The 23607-nt window shown below is 75.0% G+C and carries 16 protein-coding genes and 1 pseudogene; 14 read left to right on the forward strand and 3 right to left on the reverse strand.

Features of this window, described 5'->3' with window-relative positions:
* The 6 genes from ABTY20_RS30640 to ABTY20_RS30665 all read left to right on the forward strand — a co-directional run.
* Window positions 1-371: helix-turn-helix domain-containing protein (locus ABTY20_RS30640; RefSeq protein WP_352000397.1), on the forward strand; the 371-nt coding region annotated here is incomplete at its 5' end.
* 25 nt (window positions 372-396) lie between these two features.
* A complete protein-coding gene (locus ABTY20_RS30645; protein WP_352000398.1) occupies window positions 397-3246 on the forward strand; it encodes an AAA family ATPase in 2850 nt (949 codons plus the stop codon).
* A gap of 4 nt (window positions 3247-3250) precedes the next feature.
* Window positions 3251-6055 carry an ATP-binding protein gene (locus tag ABTY20_RS30650; protein ID WP_352000399.1) on the forward strand — a complete coding sequence of 935 codons (2805 nt, stop codon included), beginning with the start codon at window positions 3251-3253 and terminating at the stop codon, window positions 6053-6055.
* Between the two features lie 495 nt (window positions 6056-6550).
* Window positions 6551-7207, forward strand: a complete 657-nt coding sequence (locus ABTY20_RS30655) for a PAS domain-containing protein (protein WP_352000400.1) — start codon at window positions 6551-6553, stop codon at window positions 7205-7207.
* Window positions 7208-7289: 82 nt separating this feature from the next.
* Window positions 7290-8063, forward strand: a complete 774-nt coding sequence (locus tag ABTY20_RS30660) for an aminotransferase class IV (protein WP_352000401.1) — start codon at window positions 7290-7292, stop codon at window positions 8061-8063.
* Between the two features lie 124 nt (window positions 8064-8187).
* Window positions 8188-9393, forward strand: coding sequence for a glycoside hydrolase family 64 protein (locus ABTY20_RS30665; protein WP_352000402.1), 1206 nt, complete (start codon window positions 8188-8190; stop codon window positions 9391-9393).
* 60 nt (window positions 9394-9453) lie between these two features.
* Here the strand turns inward: ABTY20_RS30665 and ABTY20_RS30670 are convergent, their stop codons facing one another.
* Window positions 9454-12075: a SpoIIE family protein phosphatase gene (locus tag ABTY20_RS30670; protein WP_352000403.1), complete on the reverse strand. Its 2622-nt coding sequence runs from the start codon at window positions 12073-12075 to the stop codon at window positions 9454-9456.
* A 121-nt stretch (window positions 12076-12196) separates the two neighbouring features.
* Between ABTY20_RS30670 and ABTY20_RS30675 the strand changes: the two genes are divergently transcribed.
* The 3 genes from ABTY20_RS30675 to ABTY20_RS30685 are packed head-to-tail and all read left to right on the forward strand — an operon-like array spanning window position 12197 to window position 15142.
* Window positions 12197-13294, forward strand: a complete 1098-nt coding sequence (locus ABTY20_RS30675) for an AI-2E family transporter (RefSeq protein ID WP_352000404.1) — start codon at window positions 12197-12199, stop codon at window positions 13292-13294.
* A 38-nt stretch (window positions 13295-13332) separates the two neighbouring features.
* The gene (locus tag ABTY20_RS30680) at window positions 13333-14556 is read left to right on the forward strand and encodes a cysteine desulfurase-like protein (protein ID WP_352000405.1); all 1224 of its coding nucleotides are present in this window, start codon (window positions 13333-13335) and stop codon (window positions 14554-14556) included.
* Entirely contained in the window at window positions 14549-15142 is a 594-nt protein-coding gene (locus ABTY20_RS30685) for a DUF1990 family protein (protein ID WP_352000406.1), read from the forward strand. The genes ABTY20_RS30680 and ABTY20_RS30685 overlap by 8 nt, the downstream gene beginning before the upstream one ends.
* Here the strand turns inward: ABTY20_RS30685 and ABTY20_RS30690 are convergent.
* Window positions 15084-17000: an AMP-dependent synthetase/ligase gene (locus tag ABTY20_RS30690; RefSeq protein ID WP_352000407.1), complete on the reverse strand. Its 1917-nt coding sequence runs from the start codon at window positions 16998-17000 to the stop codon at window positions 15084-15086. The two genes, ABTY20_RS30685 and ABTY20_RS30690, sit on opposite strands and share 59 nt — an antisense overlap.
* 325 nt (window positions 17001-17325) lie before the next feature.
* Here ABTY20_RS30690 and ABTY20_RS30695 point away from each other — a divergent pair, with 325 nt between their 5' ends.
* The 4 genes from ABTY20_RS30695 (at window position 17326) to ABTY20_RS30710 (ending at window position 22642) form a co-directional block, all read left to right on the forward strand.
* The gene (locus ABTY20_RS30695) at window positions 17326-18090 is read left to right on the forward strand and encodes an ABC transporter ATP-binding protein (protein WP_352000408.1); all 765 of its coding nucleotides are present in this window, start codon (window positions 17326-17328) and stop codon (window positions 18088-18090) included.
* 3 nt (window positions 18091-18093) lie between these two features.
* Window positions 18094-20619, forward strand: coding sequence for an FtsX-like permease family protein (locus ABTY20_RS30700; protein ID WP_352000409.1), 2526 nt, complete (start codon window positions 18094-18096; stop codon window positions 20617-20619).
* A 107-nt stretch (window positions 20620-20726) separates the two neighbouring features.
* A complete protein-coding gene (locus ABTY20_RS30705) occupies window positions 20727-21995 on the forward strand; it encodes a sensor histidine kinase (RefSeq protein WP_352000410.1) in 1269 nt (422 codons plus the stop codon).
* Window positions 21983-22642, forward strand: coding sequence for a response regulator (locus ABTY20_RS30710; RefSeq protein WP_352000411.1), 660 nt, complete (start codon window positions 21983-21985; stop codon window positions 22640-22642). The genes ABTY20_RS30705 and ABTY20_RS30710 overlap by 13 nt, the downstream gene beginning before the upstream one ends.
* Window positions 22643-22718: 76 nt before the next feature.
* Here the strand turns inward: ABTY20_RS30710 and ABTY20_RS30715 are convergent, their stop codons facing one another.
* A complete protein-coding gene (locus tag ABTY20_RS30715; RefSeq protein ID WP_352000412.1) occupies window positions 22719-23267 on the reverse strand; it encodes a DoxX family protein in 549 nt (182 codons plus the stop codon).
* A 91-nt stretch (window positions 23268-23358) separates the two neighbouring features.
* Between ABTY20_RS30715 and ABTY20_RS35440 the strand changes: the two are divergent.
* Window positions 23359-23607 (forward strand): annotated as a pseudogene (locus ABTY20_RS35440) (hypothetical protein); the annotation flags it as partial.

The following is a 23607-nucleotide window of genomic DNA, read 5'->3' on the forward strand; positions in this document are numbered from 1 at the left end:
GCGAGGCGCGCGAACACCTGCGGGACGCGGTCGCGCTCGCCCGCCGCTGCGGCTGCGTGGCGCTCGCCCGGCGGGCCCGCGAGGAACTGGTCGGGGCCGGCGGCAGGATGCGCGAGGTCACGGTGTCACCGCTGGACATGCTGACCGGCACGGAACGCACGGTGGCCGCACTGGTCGCCTCGGGAATGACCAACCGGGAGGCCGCGGAGTCCTTGTTCGTGACGGTGCGCACGGTGGAGCTCCACCTCACGAGCGTCTACCGCAAACTCGGGATCACCCGCCGTGCCGAACTCGCGGGCGCCCTGCACGTCGGCACCCCGCCCGTCCCCGGTCTCCGCGAGGGGCGCACCGGGTCCGATGCGACCCGGTGAGGCCATGCGGGCACAAGGCGATCCGGTGAACGTCCCGGACCGGGCGGGCGGGGAAGGGAGCGGGCGTCCCCACCGCGGCGGGCCGGCGCTCGCCGACCTCCCCCTCCTGGAACGCGACCGCGAGCAGGCCGTGCTGTCCGCCGTGATCGGAGAACTGCGGTCGGGCCGCCCGGCCGTGGTCACGGTGACGGGTGAACCCGGCGCGGGACAGAACGAGTTGCTGCGGTGGGCGGCCCGGCACGCCGCCGAGCGGGGACTGCGCGTCCTCACGGCCCGCGCGACACCCGCGGAACGGGACCTGCGCTACGGAGTGGTCGGTCAACTGCTCGCCGGACACCAGGAGTTCGCCGACCATCTGCCCCATCTCCTCCTCGACCAGGACGGTCCCGGACGGTTCCCGGGGCTCACCCGCCTGCTCGCCGTGGCCCGCGACCGGCCCGTCCTCCTGGTGGTGGAGGACATCCACCAGCTCGACCCCGACTCGCTGCGCTGGCTGGAGGCCCTGATACGCCGGTTGCCCCGCGCGCCGCTGGCCGTGCTCGCCGGCAGCATCCGCACGGCGGACATCGGCCTCGACTGGTGCGCGGGAAGCCCGCTCACCGGCTCGGCCACCACCGTCGAACTGGCGCTGCCCGGCCTCACCCGGGCCGGGACGGCCGACGCCGTGCGGGCCGTCTGCGGCACCCTCGGCGACCGCTCCTTCGTCGCCGCCGTCGCCGACGCGACCGGGGGCAACCCCACCGTCGTACGCGACACCCTGCGCCGCTTCGCCCGAGCGGGGCACCCGCCGGACGCCGACCACGTGGAGCACGCCCGTGCCATCGCGGCCCACGTGATCGGCGAGCACGCCGCCGCGGCGCTCGACGGGGTGCGGGACCCCGTCGCCCTCGACGTCCTGCGCGCCCTCGCGGTCTGTGACGACCTCCTCGACTTCCCGCTGGTCCTGGCCCTGGCCGGGCCGGGCGCCCTGCCCGAGAACCGGCTTTGCGCCGCCCTGCTGGACAGCGGCCTGGTCACCGTGTGCGACGGCCGGTTCCGGGTGCGCGGTCCGGTGGCGCGCGCCCGCGTCATCGAGGAGATGCCCACCGCCGAGCGTGCCGACCTGTACGCGCGCGCAGCCGAACTGGCCCACCGGGCGGCCGCGGACGACCAGGGCATCGGTGATCTGCTGCTGCCGGCCCGCCCGGTCGGCGCCCCGTGGGCGGTGGACACGCTGTGCCGGGCGGCCGCCGCCGCGCTCCGCGGTGGCCGCCGCGACCGTGCCGCCGCCTATCTCTCCCGAGCCCTGACCGAACCGCTGTCCGAGGAGGCCCGCATCCGTGTCCTGCTCCAACTGGCCCGGATCGAGCTGGTGATCGCACCCGTCGCCGCCGGGCGACGCATGGGCGGCGTCATCCGCGAACCCGGAGAGGCGGCCGCGGCCTTCCGGGCACGGGCCGGCGACCTGTGCCTCCTCGGCGGTGACACGGACACCACCTGGCGCGCCCTCGCCGAGTTCCTCGCCGGCGGTCGCCCGGACGGGGGCCGGGAGGCACCGGCCGACCCGGGGCCGACGGAGGCGGCCACCGCCCGGTACGAGGACATCACCGCCCTGTTCCGGGTGGCGCAGCCGTTGTGCCGGGCGTCCGCCGGGATCGCCTTCCCGCTCGCACCGGACCTGCCCCGTACGTCGCGGAACCCGGCCGTGAACGGCGTGCGGGCGTGGGAGGCCGCCGTGCGGGGCGCCGATCGGGAGGAGGCCCGCGGACAGGCCCGTGCGGCCCTGGCCCCCGACCCCTCCGGCCGGCCCCCGCTCACCGTGCCCAGGCTGCTGGCCTGCCGCACGCTCCTGCTCACCGAGGACGGGGAGGAGGCCGAGACGCACCTGTGCGCCCTGCTGGCCGAGGCCCACCGCGAACGCTGCTCCGTGACCGTCGCCCGGGTGCTCGCCCTCCGCGCCGAACTCCACCTGCGGCACGGCCGTCCCGAGTCCGCCGCCCGCGACCTGGCCGCCGCCGACCTCGAACTGCCCCCGGACAGCAGGCACCCGCTGTCCTACCCCTACTGGACGACGCTCGGCATCCTCACCGACCTCGCCAACGGCCGGCCGGACCGGGCGCGCGCCGCCGCCGGGCGTCCCGTGCCGTCTCCCGCCGAGGAGTCCGTGAGCGGTGCGCAACTGCTCTTCGCCCGTGGCCTGCTGGCCCGGGCCGACGACGACCCCCATCGGGCCCGGTCGCTCTTCCGGGCCTGCGGGCGCTGGTTCCTGCAGTACGGCTGGACCAATCCGGCGCTCCTTCCCTGGCGCTCCCAGGCCGCCGAGGCGGCCCACGCCCTCGGCGACGCCGCACAGGCCTCGTGGCTGGCGCGGGAGGAACTCGAACTCGCCGAGCGCTGGGGCGCGCCCGGTGCGATCGGCGCGGCCCAGCTCTGCCTCGCCACGATGAAGGGTGAGGACCGCCTCCAGCGGCTCCGGTCGGCCGTCGACAGCCTCGGCCGGGCCCCCTCCCGGGGCGCCTACACGCGGGCGGTCGTGACCCTGGCCTCCGCCGAGAGCGGCGGGTCCGACCACGCGACGGCCGTCGCCGCACCGGTGATCGGCAGGGCCGGCACCGAAAGCGCCGGACCGTCCGGCGCCGCGGTACGCCGGCCACGCGTTCCCGCGCCCCCGCAGGCCCTCGCCGACGTACCGACGCCCGCGTGGCGGGCCCTCTCACCGGGGGAGCGGGCCGCGGCCGCGCTCGCCGCCCGGGGTTTCGCCAACCGGGAGATAGCCGCCGCGCTGTCGGTGACCACCCGCACCGTGGAGCTGCGCCTCAGCGGTGTCTACCGCAAGCTCCGCATCCGGGGTCGCGACGACCTGCGCGCCCTGGTCCAAGGCACGAAGGACGACTGACCGCATGTTGCTGGAGCGCACCACCGAAACGTCCCTGGTCGATGCGGCGCTGACCGCCGCCGGCCGGGGCAGGTCCTCCCTGATCCTGGTCACCGGCCCGCTCGGCATCGGGAGGTCGGCCCTGCTGCGGTCCCTGCCCGCGCTCGCCGACGGCCACGACGACATCCGGGTGCTGCGGGCCAACGCGGCGCCCATGGAACAGGACTTCGCCTTCGGAGTCGTGAGGCAGCTCTTCGAGAACCTGCTGTCCGAGTCGTCCGAGGACACCCGCGGCCGCTGGATGGACGCCCACGCCTCCTTCGCCCGGCACGTCTTCGCCGACGACAGCGCCTCACCCGGAGCGGACCAGGCCGCCGCGGCCACCGAGGCGGTCCTGCACGGCCTGCTGTCCCTCCTGGCCAACGTCAGCGCCGACGGCAGACTCCTCGTCCTCGTCGACGACCTCCAGTGGTCCGACGTGCCCTCCCTGCGCTGGCTCACCTACCTCGCCAAACGGCTGCACGGCCTGCGGGCCGTCGTCGTGTGCGCCCTGCGCGACGGGGACCCCCGCACCCACCACACCCTGGTGCGGGAGGTCAGGGAGGCCGCCACCCAGTCCCTCCGGCCCGCGTCGCTCAGCCTCGACGCCACCCGCGAGCTGGTGCGCGCACACTTCGGCGAACCCGGCGACGACACCTTCGTCCGCGCCTGTCACGAGACGGCCGTCGGCAACCCCCTGTTCCTGATGTCCATCCTGCTCGGCATGGAGCACGCCGGCCTGCGGCCGCTCGCCGAACACGCCGACCGGGCACGGTCGCTGCGCCCCTCACAGTTGCGCGAGCGCCTCGCCGGCATCCTGCGCACCCAGGCCCAGCCGGTCCGTGACCTCGCGGCCGCCATCGCGGTGCTCGGCGATCACGTCGACCCTGACAACGTTGCCCGTCTGGCGCGCCTCGACGCCGTGGGCTACCCGGCGGCGCTGCGCACCCTGGCGGACCTCGGACTCGTCGCCGCGGACGGCGAGCCGCGCTTCGTCCACCGGGTCGTACGGGACGCCGTCGAGTCGACCCTGACCATGGTCCGGCGCGAGCAGCTCCACGACGAGGCGGCCGCGCTGCTCTACACCTCCGGCCGCCCCGCCGAGCAGGTCGCCGCGCAGCTCACGGCCGTCGTCACCCGTCACCAGCCCTGGACCGTGGACGTCCTGCGGTCCGCCGCCGACACCGCCCTGCGCCGGGGCGCCCCCGACGCCGCGGCCCGCTACCTGCGGCGCGCCCTCCTCGACAGCACCGCGCAGGGCACCGACCGGGCCCGCCTGCTCGTCGAACTCGGCACCGCCGAGCGTGTCTTCGACCCGCCGGCCTGTGAACGGCACATCGCTCAGGCGATCAGCCTGCTGCCCGAGGCGCGGGACCGTGCCGCGGCGGTGCTGCGCATCGCCCCCACCCCCCTCGGCCCCGCTCCGTCCGGTGTGGTCGACCTGCTGCGCCAGGCCGCGGAGGGACTCGGGCCGGCCGCCGCGCTCACCGGAACCGATCGCGACCTCGCCCTGCGCCTGGAGGCCAGGCTGCGCCACTGCGCCTACGAGGATCCCTACGAACTCGCCGACGCCGCCGAACGCCTGCGGCGCCTCGGCTCGCCACCGCCGTTGGACACCGGTGGCGAGCGGGAGCTGACGATCGCCCTGCTCCTCGCGGCCACCTTCGGCGCCGGCCTGCCGGCCGCGGACGTGGTCCGTCTGGCGGAACGCGTCCTGGACCGGGAACCGGCGACCTCCGCCCGCGTCCAGTCCACCCTTCCCCTGGTGGTCATCACCATGGTCGCCGCCGACTCCGTGGAGGCGCTCGACTCCTGGCTCGCCGTCGAGTCCCGGGCCCGGGAACGGCACACCGCGCCGACCGACGCGCTGGTGCACATCGAACGGGCCCTGATCCACATCGGCCGCGGCCGGCTCGACCAGGCCCGCGAACAGTCCGAGACCGCCCTGCGCATGACCGAGGCCGACCGGCACAGTCTCGGCACGGTCGCCACCCTCGCGCACGCCATGGTGGCGCTGGAGACCCGGGACCCCGCACTGGCCCGGCGCGTGGTCCGGCGGGTCGAACACCTCCGTGACGAGGGACTGACCGTCACCGTGATGCTGCGCCTGCTGCAGGCCGCCGGTGACGTGGCGGCCGGCGACCTCACCGGAGCACTGGACTCCCTCCAGTCCTGCGGCCGCCGCCTGGACGCCGCCGGCTGGCAGAACCCGGTGCTGTTCCCCTGGCGTCCCTGGGCCATCGGCGTCCATCGCCGTCTCGGCGACCTCCGTGCGGCGCACTCCCTCGCGGAGGAGGAGCACGACCGGGCCGAGCGGTGGGGGGCGCCGGTGGGGCTGGGCCGGGCGCTGCGCCTGCTGGGCCGGCTGGAGCAGGGCGGCCGGGGAACGGCTCTGCTGCGTCGCGCGGTCACCGTGCTGCGCGGCTCCGCCCATCAGCTGGAACTCGCCCGCGCCCTGCTCGCGCTCGCCGAACGCCTGGGCGGGGGGATGGAGGCGGAGGCCCTGGTCCGGGAGGCCGCCACGCTGGCCACCGCGTGCGGTGCGCCGTGGCTGGTGGAACGCGCCGCCGCCGGCGGGCCGTCGCTCCCCGCCGTCCCCGTTCCGGAGGCCGTGCTCACCCGCACCGAACGCCGGGTCGCGGCCTTCGCGTGCAGGGGCCTGACGAACCAGGAGATCGCCGAAACCATGGGAGTCACCTCCCGGGCGGTGGAGAAGCACCTCACCCATTCCTACCGGAAACTCGGCGTCGCCGGCCGACGAGAACTGATCGCCCTGATTTCCGGCGCGTAAAAGACGTCCGACCCGAGGGAATGGGTCCTTCCCGAACGCCCGGAAACGGCGTGCGGAATGAGAGCACCGTGCCCGGGCGTTTCCGTGTGCCGTGCCCGCGGTGCGGCGGGGTCCTCGCCCGGGCGGCCGGTGTGGTCGGCCCGGTGTGTCGGCAACACCCCCGCTGGGTGCTCCCACCAGGGATTTCGATGGGACGGGAGCGGCCTGGCCGCTTGCGGTCGCCGCGGGCGCACCGAACCCCCGAACACCGAACCTCCTTCGGTGCGGGACCGTACCCACCGAAGGGCCGACCACAGTATTGGCGGACCGGCCCCACTTCGCGTTGACCCGCGGACAGCCGTCTCCGTAATCTCCGCATCATTCAGTCACCGGCACGGCGTTTCAGCGGGATCGGATACTTCCGTCTCCTCCGAAAGGCGTCCGTGTTCCCGGTTCCCTCGCCGCACCACGCAGAAGGGTCTGAGTTCCTTGACGCTCTCTCCCCACGACCTCGTCATGGATCGTCCGAACGTTCTCGACGGGACCGGGGCGCTGGACGCCGCGGCCGCCGGCGTCTACGGGTCCCACACCTCCGTGGCCTGTCTGGACCCCACCCTGACCATCCAGCAGGTCAATCAGGACTTCGACCGCCGGTTCGGCAGCCCCGCGCAGGACCTCTGCGGCCGGCCCTTCTGCGACCTGGTGCACCCCAGCGTCCGGCAGCCCCTGATGCAGCAGTTCTCGCGCATGCTGGAGGGCAAGCGGCACCGGTTCGCCACCGAGGTCATCACCGTGGGCCGGGACACCGCGCACACGCTTCCGCTGACCGCGATGGCGGTGCGCGGCGGCCACCTCCCGGACGTCTCCGCGATCCTGGTGATGCTGCCCGCGGCGGACGGCGAGGGCGCCGACTCCGGGGTCGTGGTGCCCCGGAAGAAGCTGCTCAGCGAGGTGGACGCCCGCATCCTCGAAGGCATAGCCGCCGGCGTCTCCACCGTGCCGCTCGCCTCCCGTCTCTACCTCAGCCGCCAGGGAGTCGAGTACCACGTCTCCGGTCTGCTCCGGAAGCTCAAGGTGCCGAACCGGGCCGCCCTGGTGTCCCGGGCCTACTCCATGGGCGTGCTCAAGGTCGGCACCTGGCCGCCGAAGGTCGTCGAGGACTTCGTCAAATGAGTCCGGTACCCGCCGGTCGTCGCGCGCTCCGCCGCGGCGGCCGGCGGGTCCCTGCTCCCCGACGGGTGGCACGGTGGGTTCCATGACCGAACTGAACGGCTCGCCCGTCGCCCCGGAGGCGCTGAGGGCACTGGCCCTGACCAACTACGGCCACTTCACCACCATGACGGTCGAGGACGGCCGGGTCCGCGGACCGGAACTGCACCTCGACCGTCTGGCCCGGGACTGCCGCGTCCTCTTCGACGCGCCGCTCGACCTCGCACGGGTGCGGACCTGGGCGCGCCGGGCGGTGCCGGCGGCTGGCCGGTGCACCGTACGGATCACGGTCTTCGATCCGGCCCTCCACCTCGGCAACATCGCCCAGGACGCGGACCCGCGGGTCCTGGTGACGGCCAGGCCCGCGCCCGTCACCGGGGCGCAGCCGCTGCGGGTGCGGTCCGCCGTCCACCTCCGGGACCTGCCGGAGGTGAAGGGGGTCGGTCTGTTCGGCGTCCTGCGGCTGCGGCGCGAGGCGCGACGGGCCGGCTTCGACGACGTCCTGTTCACCGACGGCGGCTCCGGGGTGCTGGAGGGCAGCACCTGGAACGTCGGCGTCGTCCGCGGGGGCCGGGTGGTCTGGCCCGCCGGCCCGGCCCTGGCGGGCACCGCCCGCGAGCTCCTGCGCCGTGCCGGGGCCGGGACGGCCGCCCGCGTCACCTTGCCCGAACTGGCCGCGTGCGAGGCCGTGTTCGCGACCAATGCCGCCGTCGGGGTGGTCCCCGTCACCCAGGTGGACGACCTCGTGTTCCCCGCCGACCACCCCGTGGTGACCGGCCTCGCCGAACGCTACGCGTCGCTCCCGGCCGAGAGGCTGTAGTCCGCACGCGCCCCGGGCCGGGGCGCGTGTGCGCCGAGTTGTTGACAGGTCTACGCCAAAGCGAAACGCTTGAGAGCGCTCTCACTTCCTTCCCCCCACCGACGAAGTCGAACGGAGGCAGAGCATGCTCCGCCTACTCGGACGCCGCGTCCTCACCACGGGGACCGTCATCGCCTCGGTGATCGCCGGCTCACTGCTCACCGCCGGGACGGCCGCCCCCGCCCCCGCCGCGGTCCCGGACACCATCCCCCTGAAGATCACCAACAACTCGGGCCGCGGCGAGCAGGTGTACGTCTACAACCTCGGCACCCAGCTCTCGACCGGCCGACAGGGCTGGGCCGACGCGAGCGGCACGTTCCACCCCTGGCCCGCGGGCGGCAACCCGCCCACCCCGGCGCCCGACGCCTCGATGACGGGCCCGGCGGCGGGAGGGTCCACGACCATCCGCGTCCCCAGGCTCTCCGGCCGCATCTACTTCTCCTACGGCCGCAAACTCGTCTTCAGGCTGACCACCGGCGGCCTGGTGCAGCCCGCCGTGCAGAACCCGGCGGACCCCAACCGCGACATCCTCTTCAACTGGTCCGAGTACACCCTCGACGACTCGGGCCTGTGGCTCAACAGCACCCAGGTGGACATGTTCTCCGCCCCCTACTCGGTGGGAGTGCGGCGCGCCGACGGCAGCACGACGAGCACCGGCAGGCTCAGGCCCGGAGGCTACAGGGCGGTCCTCGACACGCTCAGGGGACAGCCCGGAGGCTGGGCCGACCTGATCCAGACCCGCTCCGACGGCACCGTGCTGCGCGCCCTGTCCCCGCTGTACGGACTGGAGACGGGCGCCCTGCCGGCGTCGGTCATGGACGACTACGTCGACCGGGTCTGGCAGAAGTACACCGGTTCCACCCTGACGGTCACGCCCTTCACCGACCGGCCGGACATCAAGTACTACGGCCGGGTCTCCGGCGGCGTCATGAACTTCACCGACGGCGCGGGAGCCGTCGTCACCGGCTTCCAGAAACCGGACGCCTCCTCCGTCTTCGGCTGCCACCGGAGGCTCGACGCCCCCAACGACCGGGTGCGCGGCCCGATCTCCCGCACCCTGTGCGCCGGATTCAACCGCTCCACGCTCCTGACCAACCCCCACCAGCCCGACTCCGGCTCCGGCGGCTTCTACCAGGACCCCGTCACCAACCACTACGCCCGCGCCGTCCACGCGCAGACGGCCGACGGCAAGGCGTACGCCTTCGCCTTCGACGACGTGGGCAACCACGAGTCGCTCGTCCACGACGGCAACCCGAGCCAGGCCTCCCTCACCCTCGACCCGTTCGACTGACCGGGCCGGTGGCGGCGCGCGGACCGGACGCGCCGCCACCGCACCACCGGGGGACGGCGGTCAGCGCGGCGGTACGGGCCGCACGGCCAGGACGGCGATGTCGTCGTCGCTGTCGGCACCCAGCCCGATGAGCAACTCGTCGCAGAGCACGTCGAGCGGCTCCCGGGCCAGCGCCCCGGCGTGCCGGCGGAGCCGCTCCATGGCGTCGTCCAGGTGCTCCCCCCGGCGTTCGATCAGTCCGTCGGTGTACAGCAGCACCGTCGCGTGCGCCGCGATCGCGTCCCGGGCCCGGGGACGGGACGCCCGGGGGTCCACCCCGAGCAGCAGCCCCGAGCCGTCCTCCAGGTAGCGGGTGCGGCCGTCCGGTTCGACGAGCAGCGGCGGCGGATGCCCGGCGGAGGAGTGCACCAGCTCCCAGGGGCCGTCCTCGGGGCCCTTGACCAGGGCGTAGACACAGGTGGCGGTGGACTCGCGGTAGAGGCTGTGGTTCGCCAGGTCCAGGCGCTGCAGAACGGTCTCGGGCGGCTCCTGGCGGTCCACGGCGATGCCCCGCAGCATGCTGCGCAACTGGCTCATGGCGATGGCCGCGTCCAGGTTGTGCCCGGTGACGTCGCCGATGACCAGCGCCGTGTCCCCGCCGGGCAGGAGGAAGCCGTCGTACCAGTCACCGCCGACCTGCGCGGTGGCGGAGGAGGCGGCGTAGCGGGCGGCCAGCCGCAGGTGACCGACCTCCGGCAGCCTCGGCAGCAGCGACCGCTGGAGACGCTCGGCGATGTTGCGCGTCTCCTGGTGGAGACGGAGGTTGTCCACGCCCAGGGCGAGCCCGCGCACCAGGTCGTGGACCAGTGGCAGGTCCTCTTCCGTGAACGGCGTCCCGCGCCCGCGGCGGGCCACCGTGAGGGCGCCGATGATCTGCCTGCGGGCCCGCAGCGGGGCGACGACCGCGCTGTCCGCGCCCATGGTCCGGAACAGCCCCAGGTAGTGGGCGTCCAGGGGGCTCGCGACCTGGCTGGACGACGGCGGTCCGGTGAGCAGCAGCGGGCCCGCCCCGCGCAGCGCACGGGCCAGGGGACCGCGGGCGGCGCCGGACACCGGCGGGAGCCGGCCCTTGTACTCCTCGGGCCGGGGGCCGTGGGGCGGGCGGTGGGCGAGGGAGACCCGCTCCACCTGGCCGCTCTCCGTGAACAGGTCCACCGCGCACCAGTCGGCCAGCCGCCGGGTGATGATCCGGCCCACCCGCTCCAGGCCCTCCTCCAGGTGCAGGGCGTTGCTCAGCGCGGCCGAGGTGTCGGCCAGCAGCGACAGCCGCTCCAGCGCGGGCCGGTCCGCGTCCCGGCCGTGCTCACCGGTGGCCGGCGGGGCCAGCCGCTCCGCTTCCTCCTGCGGCATGGACCGCACGCGGCCGGGCAGGTCGGCGGAGGGGCCGGAAACGGCGGCCCGCGGGGCGAGCTGGGCGACGAAGACGGTACGGCCGTCGGCCGTCTCCTGCGGCTGGATGAACAGCCGTACGGGGACCAGCCGGCCGTCGTGGTGCAGCGCGGGCAGCGGCACCGAGCGGCCCAGGATCCGGGGCTGCCCGCTGAGCAACAGGGACGTGAACGCCGCGACGTGCCGTCTGCGGAGGTGTTCCGGGACGAGTGTGGTGAGCGGACGCCCGACGAGGTCGTCCGCGCGCCAGCCGAGCAGGTCCGCCGCCGACCCGTTCACCGCGATGATCCGGTTCCGTTCGTCGGCGGCGATCGTCGGAGTCCTGCTCGCCTGCACCTGCCCGGCGTCCCACGCCACCAGCTCCGAGGGACTGGTGCCCGGGTCCCCGGGCACCACCGTCCACGCCGTGGGGGGCGCCCCCGCCAGCTGTCCGACGATCTGGTCGAACAGCCACTGGTGGAAGAGACGCTGCCGCGGCAGCGCCGGGAGCGTCAGCAGGCGCTCCTCACGGGCGCCCTCCTCGGCCAGGTCGAGCACCGCGCGCAGGGTCTGCACCGACGGTTCGGCGTCCGGCGGCACCGACAGGGGCAGTGAGCGGATCGCCTGCCCGGAGGGCTCCCGCCGCAGCGCGGACGTCGCGGACGCGGTGATCAGCTGGCTCATGTCCAGCGCGACGGCCAGGTCCTCGGGGGGCACACCGAGATCGTGGCCGGCGGCGACGGCCAGCGTCGCCTCGCGCAGCAGGGCGTGCCGGTGCTGCTGAGCCGCCGCGTAGAGCGCCGCCGGTACGTCGAGCAGCGTCACCGTCGTCCCCGGGACGGAGGGTGCCACGGCGGGCCCCCAGTCGTCCGGGCGCCGGGGCGGCCCCTCGGGCCGCAGCTCGAACCAGACCGTCTTGCCCCCGGCACCGGTCTCGACGCCCCGCCGGGACGACAGCCCGGCGATCAGCGGCAGACCCTGCCCCGTACCGGCGTAGGGCGGGCATCCGTGCCGCACGAGCCCGCGGTCCGGCCGGCGGTCGCCGACCCGCACACGGACCGTGCCGTCGTCGACGTGGGCCGCCACCTCGACCTCGGTACGGGCGTGCAGGACGACGTTGGTGACCAGCTCGCTGACCAGCAGCTGAGCCGTGTCCACCAGGTCCGGTGCGGCACCGCCGAGGGCGGCCCGCACGAACCGCCGGGCCTCCGCCACGCTCTTCGGCACCGGGGGGAACCGACGCGACGGTGTCCCGCGGGCATCGAGGTCGGCCATGACCTCAGTCTGCCTCACCGGCCCCGGCCGCCCCCGGCCGACACGGTGGAACCCCGCCGCACGCCCTCCCGGACGGATCCCGGGCGATCACCGTGACCGGCGGGCCCCATAAAGTGCCTCCATGTCTGCCATGTTGAACGCGGGGAGAACCCGCGCCGCGCTGCGCACCTCGGCGCGTGTCTCCGGTGAGCTGCTGCTGGTCCTGGTGGCGGCGGCGGTGGTGCTGTGGATGCTGGGCCGGATGTGGTCGGTGGTGTGGCCGTTGATAATCGGTCTCCTCCTCACCACGCTCACCTGGCCCCCGACCCGTTTCCTGCGCCGGCGCGGGCTGGCCCCCGCACTCGCCGCGTCCCTGGTGACCGTGCTGTTCCTGCTGGTGGCCGCGGGCACCGTGGCGCTGATCGCGGTGCCCGTGGCGTCGGAGTCCGGCGAGCTGGCCGACGGTGTCGTCGAGGGCGTCCAGAGGCTGCGCGAATGGGCCGCCGGGCCGCCGCTGAACATCGACGACGCCCAGATCACCGGTGCCTTCGACACCGCGACCGCCCGCATCCAGGACAGCGCCGGAGCCATCGCCACCACCGCCGTCACCGGCGTGAGCACCGTCCTCAACGGTGTGGTCACGGCCGTGCTGGCGCTCTTCCTGATGTTCTTCTTCCTCAAGGACGGCCCGCGCTTCCTGCCGTGGCTCGGCCGGCAGCTCCCCGGCCGGCTGGCCACCGACGTCCCGGCCGTGGCCACGCGGTGCTGGGACGTCCTCGGCTCCTTCGTGCGGTCGCAGGCGCTCGTCGGTCTGCTCGACGCCGTGTTCATCGGACTGGGCCTGTGGCTCCTGGACGTCCCCCTGGTGCTGCCGCTGGCGGTGCTGACCTTCGTGTCCGCGTTCGTGCCCATCGTGGGCGCGCTGTTCGCCGGCTTCGTCGCGGTGCTGATCGCGCTGGTGTCCAACGGCCTGACGGACGCGCTGCTCGTGCTGGCCGTCATCATCGTGGTGCAGCAGCTCGAGGGCAATGTGTTCCAGCCCATGATCCAGAGCCGCGGTCTCGGACTGCACGCGGCGGTCGTCCTGCTGGCGGTGACCCTCGGCGGCGCCCTCTCCGGCATCGTCGGCAGCCTGCTCGCCGTACCCGTGGCCGCGCTGATCGCGGTCGTCTGGAACTATCTGCGCGAGCAGCTCTCCGACCCACCGCTCGCACCGCGGGCCGACGGTTCGTCCGTCTGACCGGCACGCCCACCCACCGCATCGACAGGAAGCCCTCCATGACGTACGACCTCACCGCACTGCGTGCCCAGGTGCCCGCGCTGGCCGCCGGCACCGCGCACTTCGACGGCCCCGGCGGCACCCAGACGCCGCTGCCCGTCATCGAGGCGATCGCCGCCGCGCTCTCCCGGCCGCTCTCGATCCGCGGCGACGGCCTGCCCGGCGAGCGCAACGCCGAGACCGTCGTCGTCGAGGCCCGGCGCGCCATGGCCGACCTGCTGGGCGCCGACCCGGCGGGCGTCGTCTTCGGCCGCAGCGCCACCCAGCTCACCTACGACTTCTCCCGCACCCTCGCCGCGAGCTGGTCACCGGGCGACGAGGTGGTCGTCACCCGGCTGGACCACGACGCCAACATCCGCCCCTGGGTGCAGGCGGCCGAGCGGGCCGGCTGCACCGTCCGGTGGGCGGACTTCGACCCGGCCACCGGCGAACTGACCGCCGACGACGTCCGCGCCCGGCTCTCCGACCGTACCCGGCTGGTCGCGGTCACCGCGGCCTCCAACCTGATCGGCACGATGCCCCCGATCGCCGAGATCGCGCGGATCACGCACGAGGCGGGCGCCCTGCTGTACGTCGACGGCGTGCACTACGCCGCACACGCCCCGGTCGACGTCGAGGCGCTCGGCGCGGACTTCTTCGTCTGCTCCCCGTACAAGTTCCTCGGTCCCCACCACGGCGTCCTGGCCGCCCGCCCCGAGCTCCTGGAGACACTGCGCCCGGAGAAACTGCTGCCCTCCACGGACCGGGTGCCCGAGCGCTTCGAACTGGGCACGCTGCCCTACGAGTTCCTCGCGGGCACCCGCGCGGCCGTCGACTTCCTGGCCGGGCTGGGCGCCGGGCCGGGCGGCGGCCGCCGTGAACGGCTCGCCTCGGCGTTCGAGGGGATCGAGGAGCACGAGGGCGTCCTGCGCGACCGGCTGGAGAAAGGGCTGGCGGCCCTGCCCCAGGTCACCGTCCACTCCCGGGCGGTCCGGCGCACCCCGACCCTGCTGCTCACCCTCGACGGCCACCGCACCGAGGACGCCTACCGCTTCCTCGCGGAACGCGGCGTCCACGCCCCCTCCGGCAGCTTCTACGCCCTGGAGGCCTCCCGTCACCTCGGCCTGGGGGACACCGGCGGGCTCCGTGTCGGTCTGGCCCCCTACACCAGCGGCGAGGACGTCGACCGGCTGCTGACGGGCCTGTCCGACTTCCTGGAGCGGGGGACGGACGCACATGGGTGAGGACGGCGGTCTCACCTACGGCCCCCGCGGTGCCACCGCCCCGCAGGCCCCGGTCTGGCCGGCGTCCCCGCCCGGGTTCCGCCGGTTCGAGAGGACCGTGACGATCGGGCGGGGGGAGGACGCCTGGAACACCGCCGGCGAGGCGGTGCTGCGGTGGGAGGTCAAACGGCGCAGCGGCTTCACCGTCGCCCCGGCCGACGGGGGCGGCACCGGCGTGCGGGAGGGCGGACGGTACACCGTCACGGCGGGCCTCGGCCGGTGCGTCGTACGGGAACCGGTCGAGGTCGTCGCCGTGGTGGAGACCGGGGACCGGCGCGGTTTCGCCTACGGCACCCGTCGGGGCCACCCGGTCAGCGGCGAAGAGGCCTTCGTCGTGCACCGGGACGGCGACGGCCGGGTCCTGCTGACCCTGCGCTCCCTGACCCGCGCGGCGCCGGCGGGCCCCTGGCGCCCGCTCTTCCCCGTTCTCCTGCTGGCGCAGTCCCACGTCCGCAGGCGCTATCTCCGTGTCCTTCGGGACGCGGGGGTCAGGAGTACAGGGCCGCGATCTCGTCCGCGTAGGCCTCCTGTGCCGCCCGCCGCTTGACCTTGAGGGACGGGGTCAGCAGTCCGTTCTCCTCGGTGAACTCGCCCTCGATCAGGGTGAAGGCGCGGATGGACTCGGCACGGGAGACGGCCTCGTTGGCGTAGTCGACGGCCTTCTGCACGTCGGCGCGCATCCGCGGGTCGCGCACGACCTCGGACATCGGGGTGTCGGCGGGCATCCTGCGCACCGCCAGCCAGTGGGCGACCGCCTCGGGGTCGAGGGTGACCAGCGCGGCCACGAAGGGCCGGTTGTCGCCGACGACGAGGCACTGGCCGACGGGCGGGCGGCTGCGCAGCCGGTCCTCCAGGACGGACGGGGAGACGTTCTTGCCGCCGGAGGTGACGAGGATGTCCTTCTTGCGGCCGGTGATGGTCAGATAGCCGTCAGCGTCGAGGGAGCCGAGGTCGCCGGTGGCGAACCAGCCGTCGTCGAGCGCCTCGCCGGTGGCGGCCGGGTCGTTCCAGTACGACCCGAAGACGATGCCGCCCTTGATCCGCACCTCGCCGTCGTCGGCGATGCGGACCGCGGTGCCGGGGACCGGGAGACCGACCGTGCCGGGGCGGGGGCCCAGCGGCGGGACGACGGTGGCGGCGGCGGTGGTCTCGGTCAGGCCGTAACCCTCGTAGATCATGATGCCGGCCGCGTAGAAGAAGAGGTTGAGGTCCCGCTCCAGCGGGGAGCCGCCGCTGATGGCGTAGCGCACCCGTCCGCCGAGTTCCTTGCGGACCCGGCGGTAGACCAGCAGGTCGTACAGGGCCCACGCGGCGTACAGCCTCGGGCCGGGCCCCTTGCCGCGGCCCAGGAACTTGTCGAGGTGGGCCTCGCCGAAGCGGACCGCGACGCGGTGGGCGCGTGCGAAGGAGGCGCCCCGGCCGATCCTCTCAGCGGTGGCCCGGCCGGTGTCGTGGATCTTCTCGAAGAGGTAGGGCACGCCGACCAGGAACGTCGGGCGGAACGCCTTGAGCGCGGGCCGGAGGTCGTCGGGCCTGATGCTCGGGAAGTGGCCGACCTCGATGCGGGCGAGCAGACAGGCGATCTGGAGGGTGCGGCCGAGGATGTGGGCGAGCGGGAGGAAGAGCAGGGTCGAGGCGACCTGGTCGGTGACCTCCTTGAAGACGGGGTGCAGCAGCTCGACCGTGTTGGCGGCCTCGGCGTACAGGTTGGCGTGGGTGAGGACGCAGCCCTTGGGGCGCCCGGTGGTGCCGGAGGTGTAGCAGACGGTCGCCACGGCGTCGGGGGACAGGGCCGCGCGGCGCTTGGCGACCTCCTCGTCGGGGACGTCCCGGCCGAGTGCGGTGAGCTCGGCGAGGCCGCCGGCGTCCAGTTCCCACACGCGCGGGGGTTCCGGGTGGGCGGCGGTGCCGGTGGTGACGGCGGCCGTGTTCCGCGCGGTCTCCGTGACGACGTACCGGGCGCCGGAGTCACGGACGATCCACTCCACCTGCTCGGCGGAGGAGGTGGGGTAGACCGGCACGACCAGGCCGCCCGCGGACCAGACGGCGAAGTCCAGGACCGTCCACTCGTAGCGCGTACGGGACATCACGGCGACCCGGTCGCCCGGCTCCAGCCCGGCGGCGATCAGCCCCCTGGCCACGGCGGTGACCTCGGCGGCGAAGGCCGCCGCCGTCACCGGACGCCAGGTGCCGTGCTCCTCGCGCCGCAGCACCACCGCGTCGGGGGCCTCGGCCGCGTTGGCGAACGGGATGTCGGCCGTGCTGCCGGTGGTCCGCCGCGGGGCCAGGATCGCCGTACGGGCCTCACGGACGACGCCGTGTTCGTCCCTGACGATCTCGACCCCGGCCCGGTCCTCCGGACCCGTGCGTCGTGTCGCCCGTTTCAGATCCCTGCGTACGCCCATGACGGCTCCCGGTCGCGGCTGATGCTCTCGTGCTGGCGCTGCCGTGCTTACTTACTCCGAAGTAAACTTACCCGTGCGTAGGAACCAGTCAATGGGCAGGGGCCGGTCCGGCCGGTCCGCCGCCCGGATCGCCCGCGCCGGCCCGCGGACGTCCTCGCCGGCGGAACCGCGCCGGGCCCGGCCGGACGGCGCGGCCACGGACGCCGTGCCGGGTGGTAGTGCCTGCACCACCGTCGTCCGGGCACTGGCTGCATGGGCGGCGGCCTCCGTGCCGCCTACCGTCGTTCGGGTACCGCAACGAGCTCCACCCGGAAGGCGCCCCACCATGTCACTGACCCCGGCCGACGTCGCCGTCGGCCTCGACCATGTGCGCAAGACGTACGGCGGTGAGCAGCCGGTCGTGGCGCTGGACGACGTGAGCGCCGTGTTCCCGCGCGGCACGGCGACCGCCGTGATGGGACCGTCCGGATCGGGCAAGAGCACGCTGCTGCACTGCGCGGCCGGGCTGGACCGGCCGGACTCGGGGACGGTACGGATCGGTGCCACCGATCTGTCGTCGATGTCCGAGAAGCGGCTGACCGAACTGCGCCGCAGCCGGGTCGGGTTCGTCTTCCAGGCGTTCAACCTGGTGGGTGCGCTGAACGTGGAGCAGAACATCCTGCTGCCCTCGCGGCTGTCGGGCCACCGGCCCGACCCGGCGTGGGTCGCCGAGGTGATCGGGAGGGTCGGACTGGGCGAACGACTGCGGCACCGGCCCGCGCAGCTCTCCGGCGGCCAGCAGCAGCGCGTCGCGATCGCCCGGGCGCTCGTCACCCGCCCCGAGGTGATCTTCTGCGACGAACCCACCGGAGCCCTGGACACCCGGACCGCCGCCGACGTCCTCACCCTGCTGCGGTCGGTGGTCGACCGGTTCGGGCAGACCGTCGTCATGGTGACCCACGACCCGGTCGCCGCGTCCTACGCCGACCGCGTGCTGGTCCTCGCCGACGGGCGGATCGTACGGGACCTGCCACAGCCCGGCGCCGAGCGGATCGCCGAACACCTGGCACTGCTCGGCCGCCGGCAGCCCGTCGAGAGCCGGGAGGGCTGAGTCGTGCTCCACCTGGCCGCGCAGACGCTGCGCTTCCGCAAGGGCGGCTTCGTCGCCACGTTCGTCGCACTCGCCGCCGGCGTCGCCGTCCTGATGACCTGCGCCCTGCTCGTGGAGTCCGGATGGCGCCACAAGGGCCGGCCGGGCCGCTACGACGCCACGCTCGCCGTCGTCGCCGACCGGGACCTGAGGGTGGCCACGACGATGTTCGGCGAGACCGAGTACACCACCGTCGCGCTTCCCGAACGCGGCGGCGTCCCCGGGAAACTGGCCGGCGAACTGGCCGACGTGCCCGGTGTGGCACGCGCGGTGGGCGACCGTGCGATCCCGGTCACCACGACGGTGGCCCCGGACCTGCCGGTCACGGGGCACGGTTGGGCGAGCGCCGCCCTCGCCCCGTACCGGCCGGTGGCCGGCGGGCCCCCGCGCGCCGACGGGGAGGTCGCCGTCGACGCCCGGCTCGCCGACGGCCGAGGTCTCGCCCCCGGCGACAGCATCGACGTCGTCACCGGGGGAGAGAGCCGGCCGTACCGGGTGAGCGGCGTGGTCGAGGCCGACGGCGCGCCGGGGGAGGGGGCGGCGCTGTTCTTCACCGACGCGCGGGCGGCCCGCCTCGACCCCCACCCGGACCGCTTCGACGCCGTCGGCGTCCTCACCGAACCGGACGCCGACCGCTCGGCCGTGCTCGCCGGAGTGCGCCGGGTGGCGGACGGCGCGGACGCGACGACGTACACCGGGGACGAACGCGGACTGGCCGCCGGGCCCGAGGACGCGGCCGCACGGGCCTTCACCCTCCAGGCCGGCGGCGCGTTCGGCGGGTACGCCGCGATGATCATCGGCTTCGTCGTCGCCGGGACCGTCGGCCTGTCGGTACGGCACCGGCGCCGCGACCTCGCCCTGCTGCGCGCCGTCGCGGCCACCCCGGGCCAGGTACGGCGGATGCTCCTCGCGGAGGTGGGCCTGATCGGCCTGGCCGCCGCCGCCGTGGGCGTCCCGGCCGGACTGCTCGCCACGCGGTACATCCGCGACGAACTGGTGTCCCGGGAGTTCGTGCCCGAGGGCTTCGCCGTCCGGGGCGGGGCGCTGTCCGCGGCGGCCGTGACCGTGGCCGTCGCCGCCGTGGCGCTCCTGGCAACCTGGATCGCCGCGCTGCGCGTCACCCGGATCAGGCCCACCGAGGCGCTGGGGGAAGCGGCCGTCGAACGCGGCCTGGGCAGCAGGGCGCGCGCGGTCACCGGCCTGGTGTTCCTCGCGTCGGCGGTGTCCCTGACCGGGCTCACCGGCGCCGCCTCCGGTCAGACCGCGCTGGGCGCCGCCCTCGGCATGCTCTACACGTTCGTGGCGGCGGTCGCGCTGCTGGCCCCCTGGATCAACCTGGCCGCGGCCCGGTTCCTCGGACCGGTACTGCGGGCCGTGTGGGGCGACAGCGGCTACCTCGCCGCGGCCAACCTGCGGGCCAACGCGCGCGGCACGGTCGCCGTGCTCACCGCGCTGGTGCTCTCCGTCGGCTTCGGCGGCACCGTCTGGTTCCTGCAGGAGAACCTGCAGCGGCAGACCGTCGTCCAGAGCCGCGACGGCGTCCTCGCCCAGCACGCCCTGACCGGCTCCGCCGGCCTGCCGGCCGCCGCCACGGCCGAGGCCCGCCGCATCCCCGGCGTGCTCGCCGCGACCGGAGTGCGCCGCACCTCGGTCGTGGTGCCCGGCCGGCTCGAGGCGCAGGCCGTGGTCGCCCAGGGCCTCGACCCGGAGGGGGTGGAACGGACGCTGGACCTCGGCGTCCGGGCGGGCAGCCTCGCCGCACTGCGCGAGGACACCGTGGCCGTGTCCACCGCACAGGCGGACGCCGCCGGCTGGGACCTCGGGGACGTGGCCGAGCTGTGGCTCGGTGACGGGACACCCGTCACCCTGCGCGTCGTCGCCCTGTACGAACGCGGCTGGGGCTTCGGTGACGTCACCCTCCACACGAAGACCCTCACCGGGCACACCGTCACCGGACTCGACGACCAGGTGCTCGTCCGCACGGCACCGGACGCGGACGTCGGGGCCGCCCTGGCCGACCTGGCCGCCCGGTACCCAGCCGCCGCGGTGGTGGACACCGACCGGCTGACCGGCGACATCGCGCGGGACCTGGCCGTCAGCGGCTGGCTGAACAAGCTGCTCGTCGCCGTCCTGGCCGGATACGCGGTCCTGGCCGCCGCCAACACCCTCGTCATGGCCGCCCTGTCCCGGACCCGGGAGCTCGCCCTGCTGCGCCTGGTCGGCGTCACCCGCCGTCAGGTGAAGCGGATGGTGCACGCCGAACAGGCCGGCCTGCTGGGCGTGGCGCTCGTCATCGGCGGCACGATCGCGGCCGTCACCCTGACCTCGGTCGTCAACGCCGTGGCCGGGCAGCGCGTGCCCCACGTTCCGGCCGCCGGCTGGCTCGTCGTCGGCGGCGGCACCGTCGCCCTGGCGCTCGTCGCCACGGTGCTTCCCGTCGGCCGGCTCCTGCGCACCCCTCCGGCCGAGGGCATCGGCGTCCGCGAGTGAGGGCGCCACGCCGGTCCCGGAGCGCTTCCGACCCCGTACCACTGGGCGGATGGCCCGGCGGGCCCGGGACCCGGTGGCCTATCCTCCGCGCCTGGGAGGTGTGGGCGGTGGCGACTCACGACGGGGCGGCGGCCGGCCGGCCGGGGCGTTCAGGGGCCGTGGCGGCCCGTGCCCGGGCCGCGCTGGACGCCCTGGAACATCTCATCGGCGGAATGGGCACCGGGCTGCTGGCGCTGCTCGCGACGCTGTGGCTGGCCCTGACGGCGGTGGCCTGTCTGGCCGGCGTGGGCCTGTTGCTGCTGCCGTCCGCGCTGCACGCGGTGCGGGCCGTCGCCGACCGGGAGCGGGCCCGGCTGTCCCGGTGGGGCCCGGAGCTCATCGGTCCGGGCGAGCCGCCGGCCGGGCTCCGGGCGGCGCTCGCGGACCGCGCGGTGCGCCGCGAGGCGCGCTGGGTCTGCACGCACGCCCTCTTCGGCCTGCTCCTCGGACTGATCGGGGCGACGCTGCCGCTGAACGCGGCACACGACATCACCTTCCCGCTGTACTGGCGTCTCCTGCCGGAGAGCGAGGCCACCGCGGCCCTGGGCTGGTGGACCGTACGGGACTGGCCCGGCGCCCTGTCCGTCACCCTGATCGGCGTGCTGTTCGTCGGCGTCATCGTGCTCTGCGCTCCCGTGCTCGCCCGGCTCCAGGCCTGGCCCGGACGGCGGCTGCTCAGCCCGGACCCCGGGACCGACCTCGTCCTGCGGGTCGCCGAACTCACCGCCACCCGGGCCGCCGCGCTCGACGCCCACGCCACCGAACTGCGCCGCGTCGAACGCGCTCTGCACGACGGCACGCAGAACCGGATCATCGCGGTCACCGTGCTGCTCGGCGCGGCCCGCCGCGCCCTGGCCCGCAACCCTGGCGAGGCCGACGCCGTCCTCGAACGTGCCCAGGAGGCCGCCGAACAGGCGCTGGCCGAACTGCGGGCGGTCGTCCGCTCCATCCTCCCGCCGGTCCTGGCCGACCGCAGCCTGCCCGACGCCCTCACCGCCCTGGCGGCCGACTGCCCCGTGCCCTGCCGCGTCGACACCGACGTGCCCGGACGGTGCGCGGCGTCGGTGGAGGCGACGGCGTACTTCGTGGTCGCCGAGGCCCTCAGTAACATCGTCAAGCACAGCGGCGCCCACGCCGCCGGCGTCGTCGTGCGCCGTCTGGACGACCGGCTGCACGTGGAGGTCCACGACGACGGCCGCGGCGGCGCGGACGAGCGGAACGGATCCGGGATCACCGGCATCCGCCGACGCGCCGAGGCGCACGACGGAACACTGGAACTGGCCAGCCCTCCCGGCGGCCCCACCACCCTGAAGGTGACCCTGCCATGCGGATCGTGATCGCCGAGGACGACGCCCTGCTGCGCGAGGGGCTCGCCCTGCTGCTGCGCGCCGAGTCCCTGGACGTGGTGGCCACGGCCGAGGACCCCGACGCCTTCCTGGCCGCCGTGGACGCGGAGAAACCGGACGTCGCCATCGTCGACGTCCGGATGCCGCCCACCCACACCGACGAGGGGATCACCGCGGCCGTGGAGGCCCGGCGGCGCCGGCCCGAGCTCGCGGTCCTCGTACTGTCCGCCTACGTCGAGCAGGCCTTCGCCACCGATCTGCTCGCCCAGGGCAGCGCCGGGCTCGGCTATCTGCTCAAGGAACGGGTCGGCCGGGTCGAGGAGTTCCTCGACGCGCTGCACCGGGTGGCGGACGGCGGCACCGCCATCGACCCCGAGGTCGTCGCCCAGCTGCTCACCCGCAGCCGGCCGGACACCCGGCTGCAACGGCTCAGCCCGCGCGAACGCGACGTGCTCGCCCTGATGGCCGAGGGCCTGGGCAACGGGGCCATCGCCGAACGGCTCGTCGTCACCGACGGCGCCGTCCACAAACACATCCGCAACATCTTCGCCAAGCTCGATCTGGCGCCGGCCGACCGCACGGACCGCCGTGTCGCGGCCGTGCTGCGCTACCTGGAGGACGCCCGGCGCCGGGCCTGACCCGGCCGCCGCATGGCACCGGGTCGCGCCGCCGGCCGCCCGGCGGGTGGGAGCGGCCGCGGCCGCCGGCGCGTCGTCACTCCTCCTCGAACAACGTCTCCTGCTCGCCCTCCTTGGCCTTCCGCAGCCGCCGGACGCGTGCCCCCACCGTCATCGTCGTGACCGCCGCGGTCGCCGCGAAGGCCGCCGGGATCATCCAGTTCCGGTTGACCGCGTGGCCGAGGGCGTGGTCCAGGGAGAGCCGGCCGGGACCCGTGACGGCGAGTCCGGCGGCCGTCAGGCCCAGGGACGCGGCGTACTCGAAGCCGCCCTCCTGGTTGAAGAAGCCGTTGGGCGTGTGCACGGCGGACGCGCCGGCCATCGCGCCGGCCGCCGCGGCGCCCGCCGCCGGGGTGGCGAGGCCGAGCGCGAGCAGCGCGCCCCCGCCGGCCTCGGCGAGGCCCGCCGCCAGGGCGCTCGCCCTGCCGGGCGCGTAACCGATGGACTCCATGAACTGGCCGGTGCCCTCGAGGCCACCGCCGCCGAACCAGCCGAACAGCTTCTGCGCGCCGTGCGCCGCGAGCACCCCGCCCGTTCCCAGCCGGAGCAGCAGCAGGCCCAGATCACGTCGGTCGTAACAGGTCACGTCGTCTCCCGGAGCAGTGGCTTGGCCCGACCACCGTCGCATCCCCGCCGCCGGCCCGGCGCGCCACCGGTCGCCGTTCGGGTGACGGCGGGTGGCGGGGCCCGGCGGCCGCCGCCTCCTCGCCCGCCGCAGCGACGACACCTGGGGCGGGACGCGCACCCGCCGGTCCTTCACCGTCGACGGTCGCATCTCCCGCTCCGGGACCGGTCAGGCCCGACCCGGGCGCCCCGCCCCACCGGCCGGGGTCCGCGTCGTGGGCGCGCCGGACCTGCCCGGCCCTGCCCGGGTCGGCCGTGGCCCCCTCCGAGAGGTGCGCGAGGAGCGGGCCGCCCTCGGCGTG

This window comes from Streptomyces sp. NPDC126497 (genome assembly GCF_040302425.1).
Taxonomy (GTDB): domain Bacteria; phylum Actinomycetota; class Actinomycetes; order Streptomycetales; family Streptomycetaceae; genus Streptomyces.